Genomic DNA, 25,483 nt, shown 5'->3' with positions numbered 1-25,483 from the left:
ACAAACACTTCGGCGGGCTCCGCCGTGGGGGTGAAGAAAAGAAACCCGGGCGCGGCGGCGCAGTGGCCCAGGGCCCTCCGGTGACGGGGATTTCTCATATAAGAACCGGCTCGGCGATCAAGAGGATTCGTCCGACAAGCCGCGCGTCGTGATGAACGATCCGCCGTGCCGCGCGCCTCGTCCGCGCGCCGGGGGCGCGCTCGGGCGCGGCCGCCCAGTGCGGTGGCCGGAGAGGTCCGCGCGCGGGCGAACCTCGACGACGCGCTCGCGGACAGGCTCGACGCCGAGGAGAGGTCCGCGCGCGGGCGAACCTCTCCGGTCACCGCACTGGCTAGGAGACGACGTCCTTGCGGGAGAAGCCGCGGAAGGCCAGGGCGAAGAGGACGACGGCGTAGCTGACGGAGACCGCCGTGCCCTGGATCATGCCCGCCCACTGCGGATGCGGCTGGACCGCGTCGGCCCAGGCGAACTGCCAGTGCGCGGGCAGGAAGTCGCGCCAGTGACCGAGCGCGGTGACGGCGTCGAGGACATTGCCGACGATGGTCAGCCCGACCGCGCCGCCGACCGCGCCGAGCGGCGCGTCCGTCTTGGTGGACAGCCAGAACGCCAGGCCCGCGGTGACCAGTTGGGACACGAAGACGTAGGCGACGACCACGGCCAGGCGCTGGGCGGCGACGGCCGGTTCGATCGCGCCGCCGGTGGGGACCTGGAGCGGGCCCCAGCCGTAGGCGGCCGTGCCGACCGCGAGCGCCACGACGGGCAGCAGCACCATCGCGGCCAGGCTCAGCCCGAGCCCCACGACGAGCTTGGACCACAGCAGCCGGGCCCGGGGCACGGGTGCGGCCAGCAGGTAGCGCAGGGAGGACCAGCTCGCCTCCGAGGCCACGGTGTCCCCGCAGAACAGCGCCACCGGGACCACCAGCAGGAAGCCCGCCGAGACGAACAGGTTCACCGCGGCGAAGTTGGCGCCGGAGGCGGTGGCCGTGTCCATCAGCGTCACCCGGCCGTTGCGTCCGCCTGGGTCGCCGCCGATCGCGAAGGCGACCGCCAGCACGAACGGCAGCGCCGCCAGGATCGCGCCCATGACCAGCGTGCGGCGCCGCTTGAGCTGCCGCGCCAGCTCGACCCGCAGCGGCAGGGTGCGGCCCGCGCGGTAGCCGGTTGCCGTCTCGGGGACGGCGGGTGTGCTCGTGCTCACGGAGCACCTCCGATCAGGGTGAGGAAGGCGTCCTCCAGGCGGCGGTGCGGGCCGACGGAGGCGACCGGCACCTCCAGCCGGACCAGCTCCACGACCAGGCGCTGGGCGGTTCCGCCGGGCGCCAGCCGGACGAGGAGGCCGTCGTCGGTGCGGACCGCCGAGGCGACGTCCGCCAGGGCGGCGACCTTCTCCGCCACCGGGTCGTCCACCGGCGCGGCGGTGCCGACCAGCAGGGTGTCCCCGGAGCCGACGATCTCGCCGACCGGGCCCGCCTGGACCAGCCGGCCGCGGTCCATGACGACGAGGTGCGTGCAGGACTGCTCCACCTCGGCGAGCAGATGGCTGGAGACGATCACGGTGCGGCCGCCGGCCGCGTACCGGATCATCACCTCGCGCATCTCGCGGATCTGCGGCGGGTCCAGGCCGTTGGTGGGCTCGTCGAGGATCAGCAGGTCGGGCAGGCCCAGCATGGCCTGGGCGATGGCCAGGCGCTGGCGCATGCCCTGGGAGTAGGTGCGCACCGCGCGGGACAGCGCGTCGCCGAGCCCGGCGATCTCCAGGGCCTCCTCCATGCGGGCGTCCCCGGGCGGGCGGCCGGTGGCCCGCCAGTACAGCTCCAGGTTCTCCCGGCCGGACAGGTGCGGCAGGAACCCGGCGCCCTCGACGAAGGCGCCGACCCGGGACAGCACGGACGCGCCGGGCCGGACGGCGTGGCCGAAGACGCGGATCTCGCCCTCGTCCGGCCGGATCAGGCCCATCAGCATGCGCAGGGTGGTGGTCTTGCCGGCGCCGTTGGGGCCGAGCAGGCCGAGCACCTGGCCCTGCTCCACCCGGAAGGACACCTCGCGCACCGCGTACCGGTCGGCGGACTTGGCGTACCGCTTGCTCAGGCCGGCGATCTCCAGCGGGACGCCCGCCAGGGCGGGGTCGGGGGCGGGCGCGGCCGTGCGGCGGCGGGCGGTCAGCAGCAGCGCGAGCGCGAGCGCCGCGGCGCCTGCCGGCAGCCACCACACCCAGGCGGGCAGGGGCGCCGGGGCGGTGGTCACCCCGGGCGCGGTGGGCGCCCGCAGAGAGCCCTTCAGGGAGACGGTGTAGGCGGCCGGGGCGGTCGGGGAGGCGTAGCCGAGGTCGGTGGAGGCGAGGACCAGGCGCAGCCGGTGGCCCTTCTGCACCTCGTGGTCCACGGCCGGGAGGGTGAGCGCGACGTCCTTGCCCGCGCGGGCGCCCTCGACGCGCACCGGGTCGACGAGCTGGGCGGGCAGCACCGGCCGCGCCGAGCCGGGGCCGACGTCGTACAGCTTGGCGAAGAGCACCGCGTCGTCGGCGGTGGACGTGACGTGCACGGTCGCGGTCGGCGAGCCGGTGATCCGCAGGTCGCCGCGGACCGGCGCGGAGTCGAAGCGGGCGTACTGCCCGGGAAAGTCCAGGGACACGCCGACGCCGAGCGCGGACAGTTGGGACAGTCCCCCGCCTGCGCCGCCGAGGCCGGGCAGCGAGGAGACGGCGGGCGGGCTGGCCCCGGCGGGGTTCTGCACCCGCTGCTCGGGGCCGCGCAGCGGCACGGTCCGCAGGCCGCCGCTCAGTCCCGGGTAGGCGCCGGCGCTCGCGCCGCGCAGCACGGCGGCGCCGTCGGTGGCGTCGACGCCGCCGGTGCGGGTGACCCGGAAGGCCGGGCCGGTGTCGGCGCCGCGGTCGCCCTTGAGGTAGCGGTCGAACCAGGCGCGGACGCGGGCCTGGACGCGGGCGCTCTCCAGGTCGCCGCCGTCGTGGCCGCCCGCGATCCAGTCGACGTCGACGGGCGCCCCGTTCGCCCGGAGGGCCCGCGCGGCGGCGTCGGCCTGGCCGAGCGGGAAGAGCGAGTCGGTCTGGCCCTGTACGAGCAGCGCGGGCGCCTTGATGCGGCTGCCGACGGCGGACGGGGAACGCTCCTGGAGGAGCTGTCGGGCGTCCGCGTCGGGCTTGCCGGACTGGGCGACCCGCTCGTACATCCGGCACAGCTCGGGCTGGAACCGGGCGCAGCCGCCGCCGGTGTCGAGGAAGACGCCCGCCCAGAGCTTCTTGAAGACGCCGTTCGGGAACAGGGCGTCGGCGAGGTTCCAGTAGGCGATCGCCGGGGCGATGGCGTCCACCCGGTGGTCGTACCCGGCGGCGAGCAGGGCGAGCGCGCCGCCGTAGGAGGCGCCGGCCACGCCCACGCGCGGGTCGCCGGGGCCGTCCAGCCGGACCTCCGGCCGCCGGGCCAGCCAGTCGATCAGCTTGGAGACGTCGGCGACCTCGCCCTTCGGGTCGTTCAGCCCGATCTTCCCGGTGGACCGGCCGAAGCCGCGGGCCGACCAGGTCAGCACCGCGTAGCCGTCCCGGGCGAGGTCCTCGGCCTGCCCGCGGACGTCGTCCTTGCTGCCGCCGAAGCCGTGCCCGAGCAGCACGGCGGGGTGCCGGCCGGAGCCCGCCGCGGTGAAGTAGGAGGTGTCCAGGCGCACCCCGGCGCCTGTGCTGATGACCCGGTCGGCGCGGTGCACGGCGGGCGGGTCGTCGGAGGCGACCGCCGTCCACGTGCCGGCGCCGGCGAGCACGAGGACGGCGGCCCCGGCGGCCAGCAGCCGCCGGGGTCCCCGCAGCAGCGCGCGCGGTCGGGGCAGTCGAAGATCCATGCGTCCACGGTACGGTCCGGCACTGACATACGCGGCAGACCGGGGGTCGATCCGCCCGGCATCCCCGGGGAGTACGGGTCCGGCGCCGCGTACCGCGGCTGCGGTAGGAGCGGTGGCGGTGGGGAGCTGCCACAGCAGGAGCGGTCGCGGTGGGGAGCTGCCGCAGCAGGAGCGGTCGCGGTGGGGAGCTGCCGCAGCAGGAGCGGTCGCGGCGGGAGCTGTCGGTCGGGCCGGAGCGGTCACGGCAGGAGCAGTCGCGGCGGGAGCGGTCGGTCGGGCCGGAGCGGTCGCGGCAGGAGCGGTCGCGGCGGGAGCGGTCGGTCGGGCCGGAGCGGTCGCGGCAGGAGCGGTCGCGGCGGGAGCGGTCGGTCGGGCAGCCGCGGTGGCGGGCCCGGGGCGCGCCTTCCCGCGGCGCCGGGCCGGCCGTCAGGCCCCGGAGTCCTCGGGGATCGACACCAGTCAGCGGGTGTCGCGGTGCGGGCGCAGGCACAGGGCCCAGTAGAGGATCGCGACCGCCAGGATGCCGCCGGTCCAGAAAGAAATCGCGGCCGTCCGGATGCCGGACGGCCGCGAGGGGCTGGAGGTCGCCTTCAGTGGTTGCGCGGGAACCCGAGGTCGACGCCGGCCGGGGCCTCGGACGGGTCGGGCCAGCGGGTGGTGACGACCTTGCCGCGGGTGTAGAAGTGCGTCCCGTCGTTGCCGTAGACGTGGTGGTCGCCGAAGAGGGAGTCCTTCCAGCCGCCGAAGGAGTGGTAGCCCACCGGCACCGGGATCGGCACGTTCACGCCCACCATGCCCGCCTCGACCTCGAGCTGGAAGCGGCGGGCGGCGCCGCCGTCCCGGGTGAAGACCGCCGTGCCGTTGCCGAACGGCGAGGCGTTGATCAGGGCCACGCCCTCCTCGTAGCTGTCCACGCGCAGCACGCACAGCACCGGGCCGAAGATCTCGTCCCGGTACGCCGAGGCGCCGGTCGGCACCCGGTCGAGCAGCGACAGGCCGATCCAGTGCCCGTCCTCGTGGCCCTCGACGGTGTAGCCGGTGCCGTCCAGGACGACCTCGGCGCCCTCGGCCGCCGCTCCCCGCACATAGGAGGCCACCTTGTCGCGGTGCGCCTTGGTGATGAGCGGGCCCATCTCGGAGGCCGGGTCGTTCCCCGGACCGATCTTGATCTTCTCGGCGCGCTCGCGGATCCGCTCCACCAGTTCGTCGCCGATCGCGCCGACCGCGACGACGGCCGAGACGGCCATGCAGCGCTCGCCCGCCGAGCCGTAGGCGGCGGAGACGGCGGCGTCGGCCGCGGCGTCCAGGTCGGCGTCCGGCAGCACCAGCATGTGGTTCTTGGCGCCGCCCAGCGCCTGCACCCGCTTGCCGTGCGCGGCGGCCGTGGTGTGGATGTACCGGGCGATCGGGGTGGAGCCGACGAAGGACACCGCCTTGACGTCCGGGTGCTCCAGGAGACGGTCCACGGCCGCCTTGTCGCCGTGCACGACGTTGAAGACGCCGTCGGGCAGCCCGGCCTCGGCCAGCAGCTCGGCGATCCGGACCGACACGGAGGGGTCCTTCTCGCTCGGCTTGAGCACGAAGGCGTTGCCGCAGGCGATGGCGAGCGGGAACATCCACATCGGGACCATCGCCGGGAAGTTGAACGGCGTGATGCCGGCCACCACGCCCAGCGGCTGGCGGATCGAGGCCACGTCGACCCGGCTGGCCACCTGCGTGGACAGCTCGCCCTTGAGCTGGACGCTGATGCCGCACGCCAGGTCGACGATCTCCAGGCCGCGGGCGACCTCGCCGAGCGCGTCGGAGTGCACCTTGCCGTGCTCGGCGGTGATCAGCGCGGCGATCTCGTCGCGGTGCGCGTCCAGCAGCGCGCGGAACGAGAACAGGATCGCGGTGCGCTGGGCCAGCGAGGACTGACCCCAGGTCTGGTACGCCTCCTTGGCGGCGGCGACCGCGGCGTCCACCTCGTCGACGGAGGCGAACGCCACCTTGGCGGTGACGGCCCCGGTCGCCGGGTCCGTGACCGGCCCGTACGTCCCCGAGGCGCCTTCGACGGTCTTCCCGCCGATCCAGTGGTTGACGATCTTCGTCATGCCGGGTCACTCCTTCACAGATGGCGGCGTCGGGTCCAGTGCCGTGCGTGGCACTCGTGCCGTGCGTTTCGCTCGTGCCGTGGCCGTCGGCGGTCCGGCTCGGTCTCGGTCTCGGTCTCGGTCTCGGATACATCCCACCAGGACCGCGCTCCGGACGCGCCCGACAGAGTGTCTGCGGTTGCGGCCCTCGCGTAGACACATGTGGGAGTGTCCGGCCCCGCCCGGCGGCGCGGGCGCACGGCGAGGACGTCGGGCGCGGGCCGCGGCGAGTGGGGAGGCCCCCAGGCGCGGGGCCGTAGCGCTCGATGCAGTCGTGGTGGGTGCGGGGCCGAAGGAGGTCCCCCGGGCGCGAGGCCGTAGCGAGCGGGAGGAAACCTCCGGCGCGGGGCCGCGGCGAGCGGGGAGTCGACGCTCGCGCTTCGCTCCTGCCAGGGCGAAGCGGCCCTCCGCGCCGGAGGGGTTCGGCGGCCGGACGGCGCGGGGCGCTCCGGTGCGCACATCTGACGTGGTGCCCCCGACGGGGCCTCGGGATGCGCCGTTTCCGCGTTTCTCGTCCGTCTGCCGCGCGGGTCCCCTCGTTTCCCCCGGCTCCCCGCTCCTCCGCCTCCCCGCTTCCCGGTCTCCCGGTCTCCCGGCTTCCCGGCGGCCGCCTGCCCGGTTTCCCCTTCCGGGCTTCCCGGGCGAGGCGAGGCGCCCGTCGGCGGGCGGGCGGCGGCTCGCCGGGGACGGCGGCCTTCGCCTCCGTGCGAGGGCGAACGGCCGCTTCGGGTCCCGTCAGCGCACCGCCCCCGCCTCCAGAGCGGCCTCCACCTCCTCGGGGGCGGGCATTGCGGAGGAGCACTCCAGACGAGAGGCGACGATGGCGCCCGCGGCGTTGGCGAAGCGCACGACGCGGTCCAGGTCCCACCCGGCCAGCAGCCCGTGGCACAGCGCGCCGCCGAAGGCGTCGCCGGCGCCGAGGCCGTTGAGGACCTCCACCGCGAGGGGCGGCGCCTCGGCCGACCGGCCCGCGCCGTCGACCGCGAGGACGCCCGCGGGCCCCTGCTTCACCACCGCCAGCTCCACGCCGGCCTTCAGCAGGGCGCGGGCCGCGGCGTGCGGGTCGCGCAGGCCGGTGGCGACCTCCACCTCGTCGAGGTTGCCGACCGCGACGGTGGTGTGCCGCAGGGCCTCGGCGTAGTGGGCGCGGGCGGCTCCGGGGTCGGCCCAGAACATGGGGCGCCAGTCGAGGTCGAAGACGGTCGGGCCGGACCGGGCGCGGTGGGCGACGGCGGCCAGGGTGGCCGTGCGGCTGGGCTCCTCGCTCAGTCCGGTGCCGGTGACCCAGAAGACGCGGGCGCCGAGGACGGCCTCCAGGTCGAGGTCGCGGGCGTGCAGCTCCAGGTCGGGCGCCTTGGGCTGCCGGTAGAAGTAAAGCGGGAAGTCGTCCGGCGGGAACACCTCGCAGAAGGTGACCGGCGTGGGCAGTCCGGGCGCCGGCGTGACCCAGCGGTCGTCGACGCCGAAGCCGCGCAGCGCCTCGTGCAGGTAGGCGCCGAAGGGGTCGTCGCCGGTCCGGGTGATCACCGCCGTACGGCGGCCCAGGCGGGCCGCGGCCACCGCCACGTTCGCGGCCGACCCGCCGAGGAACTTGCCGAAGGACGTCACCTGGGCCAGCGGCACGCCCGTCTGCAACGGGTAGAGGTCCACGCCGATCCGCCCCATGGTGATCAGGTCGTACGCCATCGGTCTCCCCCCTCGTCGATTCCCGCGGCCCCGTTTCCACCAGCCCGCCGCTCCGGCCTCCCTGCTTCTAGCCCTTACCCGGGAAACCGCCCGCGCCCCGTGGGGACCCGCGGACGAGTGAGGCACGGAACGCGCGGCGACGCGGAAGGAGACCCCGCAAGGAGGCCGCGTAAGGCGGAGGAAGGCCACATAAGGAGGTACGTCAGGAGGCAGGCGCGGCGGCGCGCAGGCACCCGCGCGGCAGCACGGAGGCACCCGAGAGACAGCCCGGAGGCGCCCGCGCGAAAAGCCACGACTTCGTCACAAAAGCAACCCCCGTGTCACGGCTGTCTCAGGTCTACCGGCTCTCCGTCACACCCGGCCCACAAGCGCTCGCCGCCGCCGGGCGCCGTCGTTCACCGGACACAGGCTCGGTGATCGCCGACGCCGCGCCCGGCTCACCCGACGGCCGCCGGCCGCCGCCGCGGCGCGCAGGGAGGTGCACGCATGACCGACCGAAGGCTCTGGTCGTACAAGGAGATCGCCGCACACATCCGGGTGCAGCCGGACACCGTGCGGTCCTACCGCAAGCACGGCCTGCTCCCGCCGCCGGACCACGTGGAGGGCGGCAGGCCCTACTGGTACGCCGACACCGTGCGCGCCTGGGTCGCCGCGCGGCCCGGCAACCGGGGTCGCAGAGCCGAATGAGCGGCGTCCGCCGACGCGAGCGCGACGCCTTCCGCTCCGGCGCGCGAGATCGCCCCCGCCCGGGAGAAGCTGGCCTCGCCACCCCTTCAGTTCTTTGCGTCATACCCCCTAGGGGTATAATCTGACATGAGGTGGGCTTTCCTAAGCCACCCCACACCCCCCCACATCTGCACGCCACGGACGAGGAGCGCGACATGACCGCCCAGACCGGCACCCCGGAGACCGTCACCCCCGTCACCGCCGTCTACACGGTGAGCGGGATGAGCTGCGGCCACTGCGAGGGCTCCGTCTCCGCCGAGATCTCCGAGCTCCCCGGCGTCAGCTCCGTGCAGGCCGTGGCCTCCACCGGCGAGGTCACCGTCGTCTCCTCGGCCCCGCTGGAGGAGGCGGCGGTGCGGGCCGCCGTGGACGAGGCGGGCTTCGAGCTGGTCGGCCTCGCCTGACGGCGGGACCGACCGGACCGCGCATGTCGACACCGGGCCGTGCCGACCGGCTGATACCGGCTCCGTACGGCCCGGTCCGTTTCTCTGGAGCACGGACCATGACCAGCCTCACCAGCACACCGGCGACCCCGTCCGCCCCCGGCGCGACCGGACCGACCGGCGCGACCGATACGACCGGCGCGACCGGCGCGACCGGCACAGACGACGTCGAGCTGCTCATCGGCGGGATGACCTGCGCCTCCTGCGCGGCCCGCGTGGAGAAGAAGCTCAACCGGCTGGACGGCGTCACCGCGACGGTGAACTACGCGACGGAGAAGGCCCGGGTCGCCTACCCCCCGGGGGTGACCGTGGACGACCTGATCGCCACCGTGGTGAAGACCGGCTACACCGCCGAGGCGCCGGTCCCCGAGCCTGAGACCACGTCCGGCGACCCGGAGGCGTTCGGTCCGGGCGACCCGTCCGCCCCCGCCGCCTCGTCTGACCTGGCCGCGTCGGCGGCGGACGGTCTGGCGCCGGACGCGCTGCGCCGACGCGTGATCGCCTGTGCGGCGCCGGCCGTCCCGGTCGCCCTGCTCTCCATGGTCCCGGCGCTCCAGTTCGCGGGCTGGCAGTGGCTCGCGCTGGTGCTGGCCTCGCCGGTCGTGCTCTGGGGCGCGCTGCCCTTCCACCGGGCCGCCCTCACCGGCGCCCGGCACGGCGCCGCCACCATGGACACGCTGGTCTCGGTCGGCACGCTGGCCGCGTTCGGATGGTCGCTGTGGGCGCTGTTCTTCGGCAGCGCGGGCATGTCCGGCATGCACGACGCGTTCCGGCTCACCGTCGCGCGGACCGACGCGGGTTCCACGATCTACCTGGAGGTGGCCTCCGGGGTCGTGGCGTTCATCCTGCTCGGCCGCTACCTGGAGGCCCGCTCCAAGCGGCGGGCGGGCGCGGCGCTGCGGGCGCTGCTGCACCTGGGCGCCAAGGACGTGAGCGTCCTGCGGGACGGGCGGGAGGTCCGGATCCCGGTGGCGAAGCTGGCCGTCGGCGATCTGTTCACGGTCCGGCCGGGCGAGAAGATCGCCGCCGACGGCACGGTCGTGGAGGGCGCCTCCTCGGTCGACGCCTCGATGCTGACCGGGGAGTCCGCGCCGGTGGACGTGACCGTCGGCGACGCGGTCACCGGCGCCACGGTGAACGCGGGCGGCCGGCTGGTGGTCCGGGCCGCGCGGGTGGGCGCCGAGACCCAGCTCGCCCGGATGGCGCGGCTGGTCGAGGACGCGCAGAACGGCAAGGCGCGGGTGCAGCGGCTGGCCGACCGGATCTCCGCGGTGTTCGTGCCCGTCGTGCTGCTCCTGTCCGCCGGCACCCTGCTCGGCTGGCTGTTCGCGACCGGAGACGTCACCGCCGCGTTCACGGCCGCCGTCGCGGTGCTGATCATCGCGTGCCCGTGCGCGCTGGGCCTGGCGACGCCGACCGCGCTCATGGTCGGCACCGGCCGGGGCGCCCAGCTCGGCATCCTCATCAAGGGGCCCGAGGTGCTGGAGTCCACCCGCCGGATCGACACGGTCGTCTTGGACAAGACCGGGACCGTGACCACCGGCCGGATGACGCTCCAGGAGGTGTACGCCGCCGAGGGGACCGACGAGACCGAGCTGCTGCGGCTCGCCGGCGCTCTGGAGCACGCCTCCGAGCATCCGGTGGCCCGCGCCATCGCGGCCGGCGCCGAGGAGCGCACCGGGGCGCTGCCGCCCGTCGAGCAGTTCGTGAACGTCCCCGGGCGGGGCGTGCGCGGGCGCGTGGCGGGTCGCGAGGTGGCGGTGGGGCGGCTGTTCGACACGCTGCCCGGCGAGGTCGAGCGGGCCCTGCGCAAGGCCGAGGAGGACGGGCGGACGGCCGTCGTGGTCGGCTGGGACGGCGCGGCCCGAGGCGTCGTGGCGGTGGCGGACGCGGTCAAGGAGACCAGCGCGGAGGCCGTGCGGCGGCTGCGCGCGCTGGGGCTGCGGCCGGTGCTGCTGACCGGCGACAACCGCGCGGCGGCCGCGTCGGTGGCGCGGGCCGTCGGGATCGGCGCCGACGACGTGATCGCCGAGGTGCTGCCCGAGGGCAAGGTCGAGGCGGTACGGCGGCTCCAGGCCGAGGGGCGGCGCGTGGCCATGGTCGGAGACGGCGTGAACGACGCCGCCGCGCTCGCCGCCGCCGACCTGGGACTGGCGATGGGCACCGGCACGGACGCGGCCATCGAGGCCGGGGATCTGACGCTGGTGCGCGGCGACCTGCGGGTGGCCGCGGACGCCATCCGGTTGTCCCGGCGGACGCTGGCCATCGTCAAGGGCAATCTGGTGTGGGCCTTCGGCTACAACGTGGCCGCGCTGCCGTTGGCCGCCGCCGGGCTGCTGAACCCGATGATCGCGGGCGCGGCGATGGCGTTCTCCTCGGTGTTCGTGGTGTCGAACAGCCTCCGGCTGCGGACCTTCCGCTGAGCCCGCAGCGGCCGCGGCGCGGCCTGAAGCGGCCGAAGCGCGGCCTGAAGCAGCCGCCGCACGGCGCGAAGTAGCCGTCGCACGGCTTGAAACAGCCCAACTCCGGTCCGGGGTAGCCGAACTGAGACCGAAGGAGACGAGACGAAGTAAGAGTCCCCCTAGAGTCCGGCGCGCTGCTCACATAAGCTCTTCACAAGGCTCGCGCATCTTCCTTACGCTGAGTCCGCGGATGTCGCTTGAGACTTCTTTCGGACTTAACGGGACATTTGCGAGAGACGCAGATCACACTGATGGGAACCTAACCATCGAAGGGGCTCGAAGGTCTAAGTTGGCGATGTCAGGAAGCGTCTTGGGGGGCGTGGACTGACATCTGAGGATGTCTTGGGGGACTTCCTCGGAGATGCGTTGCCGGGGCACGTACGCAGGGAAGCTTTGAGCGGCCCTCCCGCGCGTGCGTTGTCCCGGCAGATCGCACGACCGCGGCGGCGATGCAGGGGGCCGCACGGACGTGCGAGGGGGACGGGGCGAGGCACGTGGCGCTCGCCCGGCTCACAGCGGTTCAGGCGCTGTTTCTCATAGACGCCCGGCCGGATCCCGTGGGGGGAATCCGCACCGGGACATGGGAAGGCGCCCTGGCCGCCGGCCCGTGGGGGGACCGGCACACCAGGGCGCCTTCCGCTTTTCCGCTCACTGCGCCCGCGCTGAGGACTCGCCCGGGAGCCCGGTCTCCGGACGCTCACCGGACTCCGCCGCGCGGACTCTCCCCGTACTCCGCTCTACGGGCTGTCACCTGAGTCCGTTCTGCGAACTCGCTCCCTGACTTCCGCGTACCGGCGTCCGGCGCGGCTTCCGGCGGCTCGTGTCCGCCGCGCGGGCGGACACGAGCCGTGACGGGGGCCTGGACGCCTCAGCGCTCCTCGACCGGGACGAAGTCGCGCTCGACCACGCCCGTGTAGATCTGGCGCGGACGGCCGATGCGGGAACCCGGCTCCTTGATCATCTCCTGCCACTGGGCGATCCAGCCCGGCAGGCGGCCCAGGGCGAACAGGACCGTGAACATCTCGGTCGGGAAGCCCATGGCCCGGTAGATCAGACCGGTGTAGAAGTCGACGTTCGGGTAGAGCTTGCGCTCGGTGAAGTAGTCGTCGGACAGCGCGTGCTCTTCCAGCTTCAGGGCGATGTCGAGGAGTTCGTCGTCCTTGCCCAGAGCGGAGAGCACGTCGTGCGCGGCGGCCTTGATGATCTTGGCGCGCGGGTCGAAGTTCTTGTAGACCCGGTGGCCGAAGCCCATCAGGCGGACGCCGTCCTCCCTGTTCTTCACCTTGCGGATGAAGGTGTCCACGTCGTTGCCGGAGTCGCGGATGCCCTCCAGCATCTCCAGCACGGACTGGTTGGCGCCGCCGTGCAGGGGACCCCACAGCGCGTTGATGCCGGCCGAGATGGACGCGAACATGTTGGCCTGCGAGGAGCCGACCAGGCGGACCGTGGAGGTGGAGCAGTTCTGCTCGTGGTCGGCGTGCAGGATCAGCAGCTTGTCCAGCGCGGAGACGACGACCGGGTCCAGCTCGTACTCGTCGGCGGGCACCGAGAACGTCATGCGCAGGAAGTTCTCGACGTAGCCGAGGTCGTTGCGCGGGTAGACGAACGGGTGGCCGATCGACTTCTTGTAGGCGTACGCCGCGATCGTCGGGAGCTTGGCGAGCAGCCGGACCGTGGAGAGGTTGCGCTGCTTGTCGTCGAACGGGTTGTGGCTGTCCTGGTAGAAGGTGGACAGCGCCGAGACGACCGAGGACAGCATGGCCATCGGGTGGGCGTCGCGCGGGAAGCCACGGTAGAAGTTCTTGACGTCCTCGTGCAGCAGGGTGTGCCGCGTGATCTCGTTCTTGAACGAGGACAGCTCGTCGACGGTCGGCAGCTCACCGTTGATCAGCAGGTAGGCCACCTCCAGGAAAGTGGAGCGCTCGGCGAGCTGCTCGATCGGGTAGCCGCGGTACCGCAGGATGCCCGCCTCGCCGTCGAGGTAGGTGACGGCGGATTTGTAGGCGGCCGTGTTGCCGTAGCCGCTGTCCAGGGTCACCAGCCCGGTCTGGGCGCGGAGCTTCCCGATGTCGAAGCCCTTGTCGCCGACCGTGCTGTCGACCACCGGATAGGTGTACTCGTCGCCGTCGAACCGCAGTACTACAGAGTTGTCGCTCACGTCTTCCCTCACCGACGTAGTGCCTCATCTTCGAGGTGCCCTGACTGTCTCTACCATCCCCCATTTGGCTCAGGAGAGTGCACTCGGGGTCGACCATTGGGCCTAGCGGCGGCACTCAGTGCCGCCAACCTGCTCATCCTGCCCCCTCGGCCCGGCGACGGGAAGTGCTCTGTGACCTTCGCGACTCATTTGATCGATCATTTCTCGCGACGCGGGGCGGGAGGGCGCTGTGGCCCTGGGCGGGAGGGCGTGACGACGCAGGCCGGGGCGGCGCGGTGACGGCGGACCGGCGGGCGCCGACGCGCCCGTTCCGCCCGAGCGTCGGCTGAGGTCAGACGGTGTTCAGCCGCCGCCGAGGCGGAAGTCCAGGGCCGTGTGGCGCCGGCCCGCCGAGACCGTGCGCACGGCCTGTCCGAGAGCCCTGCGCGAGCCGACCAGGACGACCAGCTTCTTCGCCCGGGTCACCGCCGTGTAGAGCAGGTTCCGCTGGAGCATCATCCACGCGCCGGTGGTGACGGGGATCACCACGGCGGGATATTCACTGCCCTGTGAACGGTGGATGGTCACCGCGTACGCGTGCGCCAGTTCGTCCAGTTCGTCGAATTCATACGGCACCTCCTCGTCCTCGTCGGTCAGCACGGTGAGGCGCTGATCGACCGGGTCGAGCGCGGTGACCACGCCCACGGTGCCGTTGAAGACGCCGTTCTCCCCCTTCTCGTAGTTGTTGCGGATCTGGGTGACCTTGTCGCCGACCCGGAAGACCCGGCCGCCGAACCGCTTCTCCGGCAGGTCCGGGCGGCCAGGGGTGACGGCCTGCTGGAGCAGGCCGTTGAGCACGCCGGCGCCGGCCGGGCCGCGGTGCATGGGCGCGAGCACCTGCACGTCCCGGCGGGGGTCGAGCCCGAAGCGGGCCGGGATGCGGCGGGCCGCCACGTCCACGGTGAGCCGGCCCGCCTCCTCGGTGTCGTCCTCGACGAAGAGGAAGAAGTCCTTCATGCCGTCGGTGACCGGGTGCTGCCCGGAGTTGATCCGGTGCGCGTTGGTCACCACGCCCGACTGCTGGGCCTGGCGGAACACCCGGGTGAGCCGGACCGCCGGGAGCGGGCCGCCCTCGGCCAGCAGATCGCGCAGCACCTCGCCGGCCCCGACGCTGGGCAGTTGGTCCACGTCACCGACGAACAGCAGGTGGGCGCCCGGAGGTACCGCCTTGACCAGCTTGTTGGCCAGCAGCAGGTCCAGCATGGACGCCTCGTCGACGACCACCAGGTCGGCGTCCAGCGGGCGGTCCCGGTCGTAGGCCGCGTCGCCGCCGGGCTTCAGCTCCAGCAGGCGGTGCACGGTGGACGCCTCGGCGCCGGTCAGCTCGGACAGCCGCTTGGCGGCCCGGCCGGTGGGCGCGGCCAGCACCACCTTCGCCTTGCGGGCGCGGGCCAGCTCCACGATCGAGCGCACGGTGAAGGACTTGCCGCAGCCGGGGCCGCCGGTGAGCACCGCGACCTTCTCGGTCAGCGCCAGCTTGACGGCCGCCTCCTGCTCGGGGGCGAGGTCGGTCCCCGTGCGCTCCCGGAGCCAGCCCAGGGCCCTGTCCCAGGTCACGTCGCGGAAGGCGGGCATGCGGTCGGCGTCCGTGCGCAGCAGGCGCAGCAGTTGCGCGGACAGCGAGAGTTCGGCGCGGTGGAAGGGAACCAGGTAGACGGCGGTGACCGGCTCCTCCCCGTCCGGGCCGGGCACCCTCTCGCGCACGACGCCCGGCTCCTGGCCGTCCTCTCCGGGCTCGGCGAGGACGGCCAGGCACTCGATGACGAGTCCGGTGTCGACCTGGAGCAGCTTGACCGCGTCCGCGATCAGCCGCTCCTCGGGCAGGAAGCAGTTGCCCTGGTCGGCGGACTGCGACAGCGCGTACTGGAGGCCGGCCTTGACGCGCTCGGGGCTGTCGTGCGGGATGCCGACGGACTGGGCGATCTTGTCGGCGGTCAGGAAGCCGATGCCCCAGACGTCGGAGGCCAGGCGGTAGGGGTGGTTCCGGACGACGGAGATCGACGCGTCGCCGTACTTCTTGTAGATCCGCACGGCGATCGAGGTGGACACCTCGACGGTCTGGAGGAAGAGCATCACCTCCTTGATCGCCTTCTGCTCCTCCCAGGCGTCGGCGATCTTCCGGGTCCGCTTCGGCCCGAGCCCCGGCACCTCGACGAGCCGCTTCGGCGCCTCCTCGATGATCTTGAGGGTGTCCAGCCCGAAGTGCTGGGTGATGCGGTCGGCGAAGACCGGCCCGATGCCCTTGACCAGCCCCGAGCCCAGGTAGCGGCGGATGCCCTGGACGGTGGCGGGCAGCAGCGTCGTGTAGTTCTCGACGTGGAACTGCCGGCCGTACTGCGGGTGCGAGCCCCAACGGCCCTCCATGCGCAGCGACTCGCCGACCTGCGCGCCGAGCAGCGCGCCGACCACCGTCAGCAGGTCCGCGCCCCCTCGCCCGGTGTCGACCCGGGCCACCGTGTAGCCGTTGTCGTCGTTGGCGTACGTGATCCGCTCCAGCACGCCTTCCACCACGGCGAGCCGCCGCTCCTCCGCGGGGTTCCCCGCCTGTTGAGCCATGATCCGACGGTACCGGCGGGGGGTGACAGCGCGGGCGGGACCCAGGAGGTCCGGGGGCGGCACGGGCGCCGAGACCCCACCCGCCGAACGCTCAGACGAGCGCGGAACATCACGATCCGGTTGCGACGAGGGGTCCGGGGGTTGATGAACCGCCGTGTAATCGTTTCCAATCACTCCAGCACGTCGATGTAAACGTTTCCACGAGGAGGTGGAGCCGGTGACGGCGAGCATTAAGGACGTCGCCGCCGCCGCGGGGGTGTCCGTCGCGACGGTGTCGCGGGTGCTGAACGAGCACCCCGCGGTCAGCGCCGGGGCGCGCGCCCGGGTGCTCGACGCCGTACGGGCGCTGGGGTACCGGCCGAACGCCGTGGCCCGGTCCCTGCGCACCGACCAGACGCGCACCCTGGGACTGGTCGTCAGCGACGTGCTGAACCCGTACTTCACCGAGCTGGCCCGCTCCGTGGAGGAGGAGGCCCGCGCGCTCGGCTACAGCGTGATCATCGGCAACGCCGACGAGCGGCCCGACCTCCAGGACCACCACGTGCGGACCCTGCTGGAGCGGCGGATCGACGGGCTCCTCGTCTCCCCCGCCGACGGCGGCTCCCCGCTGATGGCGGAGGCCGCGCGCGCGGGGACCCCGATGGTGTTCGTGGACCGGTGGATCCCGGGCGTCGACGTGCCCGTGGTGCGGGCGGACGGGCGCGCGGCCGTCCGGGACCTCGTCGCGCATCTGCACCGGCTCGGGCACCGGCGGCTCGCGATCATCGCGGGACCGGCGGCCACCACCACCGGCAGCGAGCGCATCGCGGCCTTCCGCGAGGCCCTGGCGGAGTACGGCATCCCGCTTCCGGACTCCGCCGTCGGCCAGGGCGACTTCCAGGCCGAGAGCGGACGGCGGGTCACCGAGGGCTTCCTCGACCTGCCCGAGCCGCCCGAGGCCGTCTTCGCCGCGGACAACCTGATGGCGCTCGGCGCCCTGGACGCGATCCGCGCGCGCGGACTGCGGGTGCCGGACGACATCGCGCTGGCCGCGTTCGACGACATCCCCTGGTTCGTGCACACCGACCCGCCGGTCACCGCCATCGCCCAGCCCACGGGCGAGCTGGGCCGGGCCGCCGTACGGGCCCTGGTCGACCGCATCGAGGGGCGGACCCCGCGGTCCGTCACCCTGCCCGCCCGGCTCGTCGTGCGCCGCTCGTGCGGGGAGGGTTTTGCCCCGGAGTCCCGGGAGTCCTCGCAGTTTCTGGGGTCCCCGGAGTCCCCGGAGTCCTCGAACTCCCTGGGGTCCCCGGAGTCCCGGGGCTTCCGGGAATCCCCCGAGTCCCCGGGCTCCCGGAAGTCCCCCGAATACCGGCAGCCCCGGGAGTCCCCGGAGTCCCAAGCCTCCCCGGCATCCCGGGCGTCTCCGCCGTCCCCCGCCCGCCAATCCGCCACGCCGCAATCACCCACCCCGCCATCCCCCACCCCCGAATCCCCCACCCCCCAGTCCCCCTCCCCAGTGCAGAGGAGCACGTCGTGAGCGACCCGGACGAGTTGCTGCGCATCGAGGGCATCCGCAAGACCTTCCCGGGCGTCGTCGCGCTGGACGGCGTCGACTTCGACCTGCGCCGGGGCGAGGTGCATGTGCTGCTCGGCGAGAACGGCGCCGGCAAGAGCACCCTCATCAAGATGCTCTCCGGCGCCTACACCCCCGACGCCGGGCGGATCCTGGCCGGCGGCGAGGAGGTGCGCATCAACGGGGCGCAGGACTCCGAGCGCCTCGGGATCGCCACCATCTACCAGGAGTTCAACCTCGTACCCGATCTGACGGTCGCCGAGAACATCTTCCTGGGCCGCCAGCCGCGGCGCTTCGGGATGATCGACCGCAAGCGGATGGAGGCGGACGCGGCCGTCCTGCTGGAGCGGGTCGGCGTGCGCGTCTCGCCCCGCGCCCGGGTCCGCGACCTGGGCATCGCCCGGCTCCAGATGGTGGAGATCGCCAAGGCGCTCAGCCTGGACGCGCGGGTGCTCATCATGGACGAGCCGACCGCCGTGCTCACCTCCGAAGAGGTGGAGAAGCTGTTCGCCATCGTGCGCAGGCTGCGCGAGGACGGCGTCGGGATCGTCTTCATCACCCACCACCTGGAGGAGATCGCCGCGCTCGGCGACCGGGTCACCGTCATCCGGGACGGCCGGAGCGTCGGCCAGGCGGCCGCCTCCGCCTCTCAGGACGAGCTGGTCCGGCTCATGGTGGGCCGCTCCATCGAGCAGCAGTACCCGCGCGAACGGCCCGAGCGGGGCGCGCCGCTGCTCACCGTGGAGGGGCTCACCCGTGACGGCGTCTTCCACGACGTCGGCTTCGAGGTGCACGCCGGCGAGGTGGTCGGCATCGCCGGACTGGTCGGCGCGGGCCGCACCGAGGTGGTGCGCGCGGTGTTCGGCGCCGACCCCTACGACCGGGGCTCGGTGCGCGTCCAAGGCGCCCCGGTGCGGCGGCACGACGTGAGCGCCGCGATGGCGGCCGGGATCGGGCTGGTGCCCGAGGACCGCAAGGGCCAGGGGTTGGTCCTGGACGCGTCGGTGGAGGAGAACCTGGGCCTGGTCACCCTGCGCTCGGCGACCCGCGCCGGGCTGGTCGACCGCAAGGCCCAGCGCACCGCGGCCGCACGCGTCGCCGGGCGGCTCGGCGTGCGGATGGCCGGTCTCGGCCAGCACGTGCGCACCCTGTCCGGCGGCAACCAGCAGAAGATCGTCATCGGCAAGTGGCTGCTGGCCGACGCCAAGGTGCTGATCCTCGACGAGCCGACGCGCGGCATCGACGTCGGCGCGAAGGTCGAGATCTACCAGCTCGTCAACGAACTCACCGCGGCGGGCGCCGCCGTGGTGATGATCTCCAGCGACCTGCCCGAGGTGCTCGGCATGAGCGACCGGGTGCTGGTGATGGCGCAGGGCCGGATCGCGGGCGAACTCGCGGCCGGCGAGGTCACCCAGGACGCCGTCATGTCCCTCGCCGTCAGCACCGGCGGCGCCCCCGGCCCGGAGACCGGCCCGAAGACCGGCCCGAAGACCGGCACGGAGACCGGCACGGGCCCCCGCACAGACCCCAGCACGGAGAAGGAGGCCCCCGGTGGCCACTGACACGCTCAAGAGCTCGTCGGGCGCGAGTGGCGCCCCGGGCGGCCTGCGCCGCCTGCTCCTCGACAACGGCGCGCTGACCGCGCTGATCGTCCTCGTCGTCGCCCTGTCGGCGCTGTCCGGGGACTTCCTGACGACGGCGAACCTGCTGAACATCGGCGTCCAGGCGGCCGTGACCGCGATCCTGGCCTTCGGCGTCACCTTCGTGATCGTCTCGGCGGGCATCGACCTGTCGGTCGGCTCGGTGGCCGCGCTGTCGGCGACCGTGCTCGCCTGGAGCGCCACCGCGCACGGCGTGCCGGTCGCGCTCGCCGTGATCCTCGCCGTCGCCACCGGCATCGCCGCCGGCCTGGTCAACGGCTTCCTGATCGCCTACGGCAAATTGCCGCCGTTCATCGCGACGCTGGCCATGCTCTCGGTGGCGCGCGGCCTGTCCCTGGTGATCTCCCAGGGCTCCCCCATCCCGCTGCCCGGCGCCGTCTCGCACCTCGGCGACACCCTCGGCGGCTGGCTGCCGGCGCCGGTGCTGGTGATGGCGGCGATGGGCCTGATAGCGGCGTTCGTGCTCGGCCGCACCTACATCGGCCGGTCGATGTACGCGATCGGCGGCAACGAGGAGGCCGCCCGGCTGTCCGGGCTGCGGGTGAAGAAGCAGAAGCTCGCCGTCTACGCCCTGTCCGGCGTGTTCGCCGCGGCCGCGGGCGTCGTGCTGGCCGCCCGGCTGTCCTCGGCGCAGCCGCAGGCCGCCGACGGCTACGAGCTGGACGCCATCGCCGCGGTCGTCATCGGCGGCGCCTCGCTGGCGGGCGGCACGGGCAAGGCGTCCGGCACGCTGATCGGCGCGCTGATCCTGGCGGTGCTGCGCAACGGCCTCAACCTGCTGTCCGTCTCCGCCTTCTGGCAGCAGGTCGTCATCGGCGTCGTCATCGCGCTCGCGGTGCTGCTGGACACCGTCCGCCGCAAGGCCGGGGCGACCCCGGCGGCGCCCGGCGCGGGCGGCGGCAAGGGGCGGCAGGCGGCGACGTACGCGCTGGCCGCGGTGGTGACGGTCGCGATCGTCGGCGCGACCTCCTTCCTGCACAGCGGCGCCTCGTCCTCGGCGAACCCGCGGATGGGCCTGTCGCTGTCGACGCTGAACAACCCGTTCTTCGTGCAGATCCGCTCCGGCGCGCAGGCCGAGGCCAAGCGGCTGGGCGTGGACCTCACCGTCACGGACGCCCAGAACGACGCCTCCCAGCAGGCCAACCAGCTCCAGAACTTCACCAGTTCCCACCTCGGCGCGATCATCGTCAACCCGGTGGACTCGGACGCGGCGGGCAGCTCGGTGAAGGCCGCCGACACGGCGGGCATCCCCGTGATCGCGGTGGACCGCGGCGTCAACAAGGCGTCCGTGGACGCCCTGGTGGCCTCCGACAACGTGACCGGCGGCGAGCTGGCGGCGAAGTCGCTGGCCCAGAAGCTGGGCGGCCGGGGGAAGATCGTGATCCTCCAGGGCCAGCCGGGCACCTCCGCCGCCCGGGAGCGGGCCCAGGGGTTCGCCCAGGGTCTGAAGGCGTTCCCCGGCGTCGAGGTCGTGGCCCAGCAGCCCGCCGACTTCGACCGCACCAAGGGCCTGGACGTGATGTCGAACCTGCTCCAGGCGCATCCGGACGTCCAGGGCGTCCTCGGCGCCAACGACGAGATGGCGCTCGGCGCGGCCAAGGCGCTGGGGTCAAGGGCGGGCCGGTCGGTGCAGGTGGTCGGCTTCGACGGCACGCCGGACGGCCTGAAGGCGGTCCAGGACGGCACGCTGTACGCGTCGGTGGCGCAGCAGCCGAGCCAGTTGGGCCGGATCGCCGTGGACAACGCGCTCAAGGCGGTCCAGGGCAAGAAGGTGGAGTCGACGGTGAAGGTCCCGGTGAAGGTGGTCACGCGGCAGAACGCGGCCGGCTTCCACGGCTGACCGGAGCGAGCGACCCGCGGAAGGAGACACTTCGCATGTACGACTACGACCTGCTGGTCGTGGGTTCGGCCAACGCCGACCTGGTGATCGGCGTGGAGCGGCGGCCGGGGGCCGGGGAGACGGTGCTCGGCGGCGACCTGGCCGTCCACTCCGGCGGCAAGGGCGCCAACCAGGCGGTGGCCGCCGCCCGCCTCGGCGCCCGGACGGCCCTGCTGGCGCGGGTCGGCGACGACGCGCACGGCAGGCTGCTGCTGGACTCGCTGGCGGCGGCCGGGGTGGACACGGCGGGCGTGCTGGCCGGGGGCGCTCCGACCGGGGTCGCGCTGATCACCGTCGACCCGTCCGGCGACAACAGCATCGTGGTCTCGCCCGGCGCCAACGGACGGCTCACTCCGGCCGATGTGCGGGAGGCGGCCGGACTGCTCGCGTCCGCCCGCGCGGTCTCCGCGCAGTTGGAGATCCCGTTGGAGACGGTCGTGGAGGCGGCGCGGAACCTCGCGCCGGGGAGCCGGTTCGTGCTGAACCCCTCGCCGCCGCGTCCGCTGCCGCCGGAGCTGCTGGCGGCCTGCGACCCGCTGATCGTCAACGAGCACGAGGCGAAGGTGATCCTCGACGGCGCCGAGAGGGCCGGCGATGCCGAGGGGGCCGACGGCGCCGGGGCCGATCCGGAGGACTGGGCGCGGGCGCTGCTGGCGCTCGGCCCGCGCTCGGTGGTCGTCACCCTGGGCGCCGAGGGCGCGCTCGTGGCGTCGGCCGACGGCGTGGCCCGGGTGCCGGCCGTGAAGGCGGCCGCCGTGGACACCACCGGCGCGGGCGACGCGTTCACCGCGGCGCTGGCCTGGCGGCTCGGCGCGGGCGCGTCCCTGCGTCAGGCGGCGGCCTACGCGGCCCGGGTCGGCGCGGTCGCGGTCACCCGCCGGGGCGCGCAGGAGTCCTTCCCCACGGCGGCGGAGGCCGAGGCGCTGGGCGGCGCTCAGGAGGACGAAGCCCGGGAGGGCGAAGCCCCGGAAGACGGCGCCCGGGAAGACGGCGCGTCGGGGCCGGGCACCCCGTTGGGGCAGGACGCCACGTCGGGGCGGGGCGCCACGTCGGGGCGGGGCGCCACGTCGGGGCGGGGCGCCGCGCGGTGAAGAAGGCGGGGATTCTCAACCGCCGCCTCAGCGGCGCGCTGGCCGAACTGGGCCACACCGACGAGGTGCTGGTGTGCGACGCGGGCATGCCGATACCGGCCGGTCCGGACGTCGTGGACCTGGCGTTCCGGGCCGGGGTGCCGTCCTTCGCCGAGGTGCTGGACGGCCTGCTGGCCGAGCTGGTGGTGGAGGGCGCGACGGCGGCGGCGGAGATCCGGGGCGCCAACCCGGCCGCGGCCGCCCTGCTGGAGAACCGCCTCCCGGGGCTGACCCTGATCCCGCACGAACGGCTCAAGGAGCGCTCCGCCCGCGCCCGCCTGGTCGTGCGGACCGGGGAGGCCCGCCCGTACGCCAACGTACTGCTGCGATGCGGGGTGTTCTTCTGACGCGGGTCCTTTGACGCGGGTCACTCGCGCGGCGCTTCTGCCGCGATTCTTCCGGCGCGGCGCTTCCGGCGCGGTCCGGACAGCTTCGAGGGGGCTCGGCCGTCGGCCGGGCCCCCTCGGCCCTTCCCCTCCTGCGCCGGAACCCCCTGATCCCCCCCCCGGGTCCCCCGTGGGTTCCGACGTCAGTTACGACACCGGTCACGCGGAAAGGGTTGCGCTGTTTCCGCGGCGGTTCTTCCGGCGCCCGAAGCCCGGCGCCCACGTCCGCCCACTCCGCGCCCACGGCCGCCCCCTCCGCGCCCACACCCCGCCCGCGCCACGCGCTGCGCGCGCTCTTGACTGGCAGAAACTTCCCGGATATTGGTGACCCTTCGGAAGTTTCCTTCAGCTACCTCGCAGCGCAACTCCTCCGGAAGGAGCGCACGTGCACGACGTCAGCACGGACAGCACGGACGGCACGGGAAACACCGCACGTCCCTCCCGACGCGGCGTCCTCGCCGCCACCGCCGGCCTCAGCGCCGCCCTCGCGGTCCCGGGCGCCGGCGCCGCGCACGCCGCCGCCTCCCACGAGGACCGGAGGCTGCGCGCCCTCATCGCGCGGATGACGCTGGAGGAGAAGGTCGGCCAGCTCTTCGTGATGCGGGTCTACGGCGCCTCGGCCACCGACCCGGACCAGGCCGACGTAGACGCCAACCTCAAGGAGATCGGCGTCCGCACGGCCGCCGAACTGGTCGCCAAGTACCGCGTAGGCGGCATCATTTACTTCGCCTGGGCGCACAACACCCACGACCCGCAGCAGATCGCCGACCTCTCCAACGGCATCCAGCGCGCCTCCCTCCAGCAGTCCCGCGGCCTGCCCGTCCTGGTGGCCACCGACCAGGAGCACGGCGCCGTCTGCCGCATCGGCAAGCCCGCGACCCTCTTCCCCGGCGCCATGGCGATCGGCGCCGGCGGGTCGGCCGAGGACGCCCGCACGCTCGGCCGCCTCTCCGGCGCCGAGTTGCGCGCGATGGGCGTCAACCAGGACTACTCCCCCGACGCCGACGTCAACGTCAACCCCGCCAACCCGGTCATCGGCGTACGGTCCTTCGGCGCCGACCCCGCCGCCGTGGCGAGGCTGGCGGCCGCCGAGGCGAGGGGGTATCAGGACTCCCGGGTCGCGGCGACCGCGAAGCACTTCCCCGGGCACGGCGACACCGCCGTCGACAGCCACTACGGCTTCCCGGTCATCACGCACAGCCGCGAGCAGTGGGAGACGCTGGACGCGGTCCCGTTCCGGGCCGCGATCCGGGCCGGCATCGACTCGATCATGACGGCGCACATCCAGTTCCCGGCTCTCGACGCCTCCGGCGACCCGGCCACCCTCTCGCAGCCCATCGTGACCGGCATCCTGCGCGGCGAACTGGGCTACGACGGCGTCGTGATCACCGATTCCCTCGGCATGGAGGGGGTGCGCACCAAGTACGGCGACGACCGGGTGCCGGTGCTCGCCCTGAAGGCGGGCGTGGACCAGCTCCTCAACCCGCCGTCGCTGGACGTCGCCTGGAACGCGGTGCTGGCGGCCGTGCGCGGCGGCGAGCTGACCGAGGCTCGGCTGGACGCGTCGGTCCTGCGCATCCTGCGGCTGAAGGCGCGGCTCGGCCTGTTCGACGGGCCCTACGTCACGCACGCGGGCGTCGCCCGCACCGTCGGCGCCCGAGCGCACCTCGCGGCGGCCGACCGCATCGCCGAGCGCACCACCACGCTGCTGGTCAACGAGGGCCAGCTGCTGCCGCTGTCCCGGCGCCGGCACCGCAGGCTGCTCGTCGTCGGCGCCGATCCCGCCTCGCCCTCGGGCACCACCGGGCCGCCCACCGGCGTGCTCGCCGCCGCCCTCGCCGAGCTGGGCTTCTCCGCCACGGCCCTGCCGACCGGCACGGCCCCGTCCGACGCGGCGATCGACGCGGCGGTCGCGGCGGCGCGGGAGGCGGACGCGGTGGTGGTCGCGACGTACAACGTGGCGGCGGGCAGCGCGCAGCAGACCCTGGCCCAGCGGCTGACGGCGACCGGGCGGCCGGTGGTCGCGCTCGCCGTCCGCAACCCCTACGACGTCGCCCAGCTCCCCTCCGTCTCCGCCTTCCTGGCGGCCTACTCCTGGACGGACGTGGAGGTGCGCGCCGCCGCCCGCGTGATCGGCGGCCGGGTGCGGCCGCGCGGGAAGCTGCCGGTGCCGGTGCAACGGGCGGACGCCCCGGCGCGGACTCTGTACCCGATCGGGTACGGGCTCACGTACTGACCCAGGGCGCGGTGCGGGCGGTCGTGACCCGGTGGGCTCGTGTCCGCAGGACGCAGGACGTGCTGCGTCCTCCGGGCACGGCCCCGCCGGGTGCGCGGCAGGCGCGCGGAACGCCCGGCGCCGCGGACCAGGGCGGCCGACGGCTCAGGCGCGGCTCAGCGCTGTGACCGTGCTCAGCACAGGATCCAGCCGCCGTGGAACGAGCCCGCGCCCACCGACGCGCTGACCCGGACGCAGCGGTGGCCGGCGTGCACGGTCACCGGGCCCGCGAGATAGGAGTAGCTGCCCTTGTCGGTGACCGGGCGGCTGCCGCGGGCCTGCACGGACACCGACATCGGCTGCTTGCGGCCGGGATGGTCGGGGGTGGTGACCGCGCAGACGTAGTCGCCCTGCCGGTAGACGTGCACCGCTCCGGTGGCGAAGGGCTGCTTGCGCACCTCGCGTCCGGGGCAGGCGGAGCCGGCCGCCTGCGCCGTGCCGGGCAGCGCCAGCGCCACCGCCGCCGAGCTGATCAGGACGGCCGCGCCCAGCGCCGTCCTCCGGCGCGCCTCACCACGATTCACGGTCGTCCTCCCCGTACGTCGA

At 73.9% G+C, this 25,483-nt stretch carries 14 protein-coding genes and 2 pseudogenes; 9 read left to right on the top strand and 7 right to left on the bottom strand.

What is annotated here, in order from left to right; genetic code table 11:
• Positions 1-331: 331 nt before the first annotated feature.
• From ABZ861_RS05800 to iolC, 4 genes are all read right to left on the bottom strand, one after another.
• Entirely contained in the window at positions 332-1,198 is an 867-nt protein-coding gene (locus tag ABZ861_RS05800) for an ABC transporter permease (protein WP_361624226.1), read from the bottom strand.
• Complete coding sequence (locus tag ABZ861_RS05795; protein ID WP_361624223.1) at positions 1,195-3,849, bottom strand: alpha/beta fold hydrolase; 2,655 nt, start codon at positions 3,847-3,849, stop codon at positions 1,195-1,197. Before ABZ861_RS05795 ends, ABZ861_RS05800 begins: the two co-directional genes overlap by 4 nt.
• A gap of 590 nt (positions 3,850-4,439) precedes the next feature.
• A complete protein-coding gene (gene mmsA / locus ABZ861_RS05790) occupies positions 4,440-5,942 on the bottom strand; it encodes a CoA-acylating methylmalonate-semialdehyde dehydrogenase (RefSeq protein WP_361624220.1) in 1,503 nt (500 codons plus the stop codon).
• A 774-nt stretch (positions 5,943-6,716) separates the two neighbouring features.
• A complete protein-coding gene (gene iolC / locus ABZ861_RS05785; RefSeq protein WP_361624217.1) occupies positions 6,717-7,667 on the bottom strand; it encodes a 5-dehydro-2-deoxygluconokinase in 951 nt (316 codons plus the stop codon).
• Positions 7,668-8,153: 486 nt separating this feature from the next.
• Between iolC and ABZ861_RS05780 the strand changes: the two genes are divergently transcribed.
• The 3 genes from ABZ861_RS05780 to ABZ861_RS05770 all read left to right on the top strand — a co-directional run bounded on the left by ABZ861_RS05780 (position 8,154) and on the right by ABZ861_RS05770 (position 11,259).
• The gene (locus ABZ861_RS05780) at positions 8,154-8,354 is read left to right on the top strand and encodes a MerR family transcriptional regulator (protein ID WP_361624214.1); all 201 of its coding nucleotides are present in this window, start codon (positions 8,154-8,156) and stop codon (positions 8,352-8,354) included.
• 194 nt (positions 8,355-8,548) lie between these two features.
• Complete coding sequence (locus ABZ861_RS05775; protein WP_361624211.1) at positions 8,549-8,797, top strand: heavy-metal-associated domain-containing protein; 249 nt, start codon at positions 8,549-8,551, stop codon at positions 8,795-8,797.
• Positions 8,798-8,895: 98 nt separating this feature from the next.
• Positions 8,896-11,259 (top strand): heavy metal translocating P-type ATPase, encoded by a 2,364-nt coding sequence (locus ABZ861_RS05770; protein WP_361624208.1) that lies wholly within the window; start codon positions 8,896-8,898, stop codon positions 11,257-11,259.
• Between the two features lie 907 nt (positions 11,260-12,166).
• Here the strand turns inward: ABZ861_RS05770 and ABZ861_RS05765 are convergent.
• Positions 12,167-13,456: a citrate synthase gene (locus ABZ861_RS05765; RefSeq protein WP_361624205.1), complete on the bottom strand. Its 1,290-nt coding sequence runs from the start codon at positions 13,454-13,456 to the stop codon at positions 12,167-12,169.
• Between the two features lie 342 nt (positions 13,457-13,798).
• Positions 13,799-16,051, bottom strand: coding sequence for an ATP-dependent RecD-like DNA helicase (locus ABZ861_RS05760; protein ID WP_361624202.1), 2,253 nt, complete (start codon positions 16,049-16,051; stop codon positions 13,799-13,801).
• Between the two features lie 217 nt (positions 16,052-16,268).
• Here ABZ861_RS05760 and ABZ861_RS05755 point away from each other — a divergent pair.
• The 6 genes and pseudogenes from ABZ861_RS05755 to ABZ861_RS05730 form a co-directional block, all read left to right on the top strand.
• Positions 16,269-17,258 (top strand): annotated as a pseudogene (locus tag ABZ861_RS05755) (LacI family DNA-binding transcriptional regulator); the annotation flags it as partial.
• Positions 17,259-17,566: 308 nt separating this feature from the next.
• A complete protein-coding gene (locus ABZ861_RS05750) occupies positions 17,567-19,168 on the top strand; it encodes a sugar ABC transporter ATP-binding protein (protein ID WP_361624199.1) in 1,602 nt (533 codons plus the stop codon).
• The gene (locus tag ABZ861_RS05745; RefSeq protein ID WP_361624196.1) at positions 19,158-21,107 is read left to right on the top strand and encodes a substrate-binding domain-containing protein; all 1,950 of its coding nucleotides are present in this window, start codon (positions 19,158-19,160) and stop codon (positions 21,105-21,107) included. Before ABZ861_RS05750 ends, ABZ861_RS05745 begins: the two co-directional genes overlap by 11 nt.
• 35 nt (positions 21,108-21,142) lie before the next feature.
• Positions 21,143-22,072, top strand: a pseudogene (locus ABZ861_RS05740) (ribokinase); the annotation flags it as partial.
• A gap of 161 nt (positions 22,073-22,233) precedes the next feature.
• Positions 22,234-22,623 carry a D-ribose pyranase gene (gene rbsD, locus ABZ861_RS05735; protein WP_361624193.1) on the top strand — a complete coding sequence of 130 codons (390 nt, stop codon included), beginning with the start codon at positions 22,234-22,236 and terminating at the stop codon, positions 22,621-22,623.
• A 424-nt stretch (positions 22,624-23,047) separates the two neighbouring features.
• Positions 23,048-24,898, top strand: a complete 1,851-nt coding sequence (locus ABZ861_RS05730) for a glycoside hydrolase family 3 N-terminal domain-containing protein (RefSeq protein ID WP_361624190.1) — start codon at positions 23,048-23,050, stop codon at positions 24,896-24,898.
• Positions 24,899-25,071: 173 nt separating this feature from the next.
• Here the strand turns inward: ABZ861_RS05730 and ABZ861_RS05725 are convergent, their stop codons facing one another.
• A complete protein-coding gene (locus ABZ861_RS05725) occupies positions 25,072-25,461 on the bottom strand; it encodes a hypothetical protein (protein WP_361624187.1) in 390 nt (129 codons plus the stop codon).
• Positions 25,462-25,483 lie beyond the last annotated feature (22 nt).

The organism is Streptomyces sp. NPDC046985, assembly GCF_040644415.1.
GTDB lineage: Bacteria > Actinomycetota > Actinomycetes > Streptomycetales > Streptomycetaceae > Streptomyces.
Note: the sequence above shows the minus strand (reverse complement) of the source record. Positions and strands in the feature narration are given on the sequence as shown.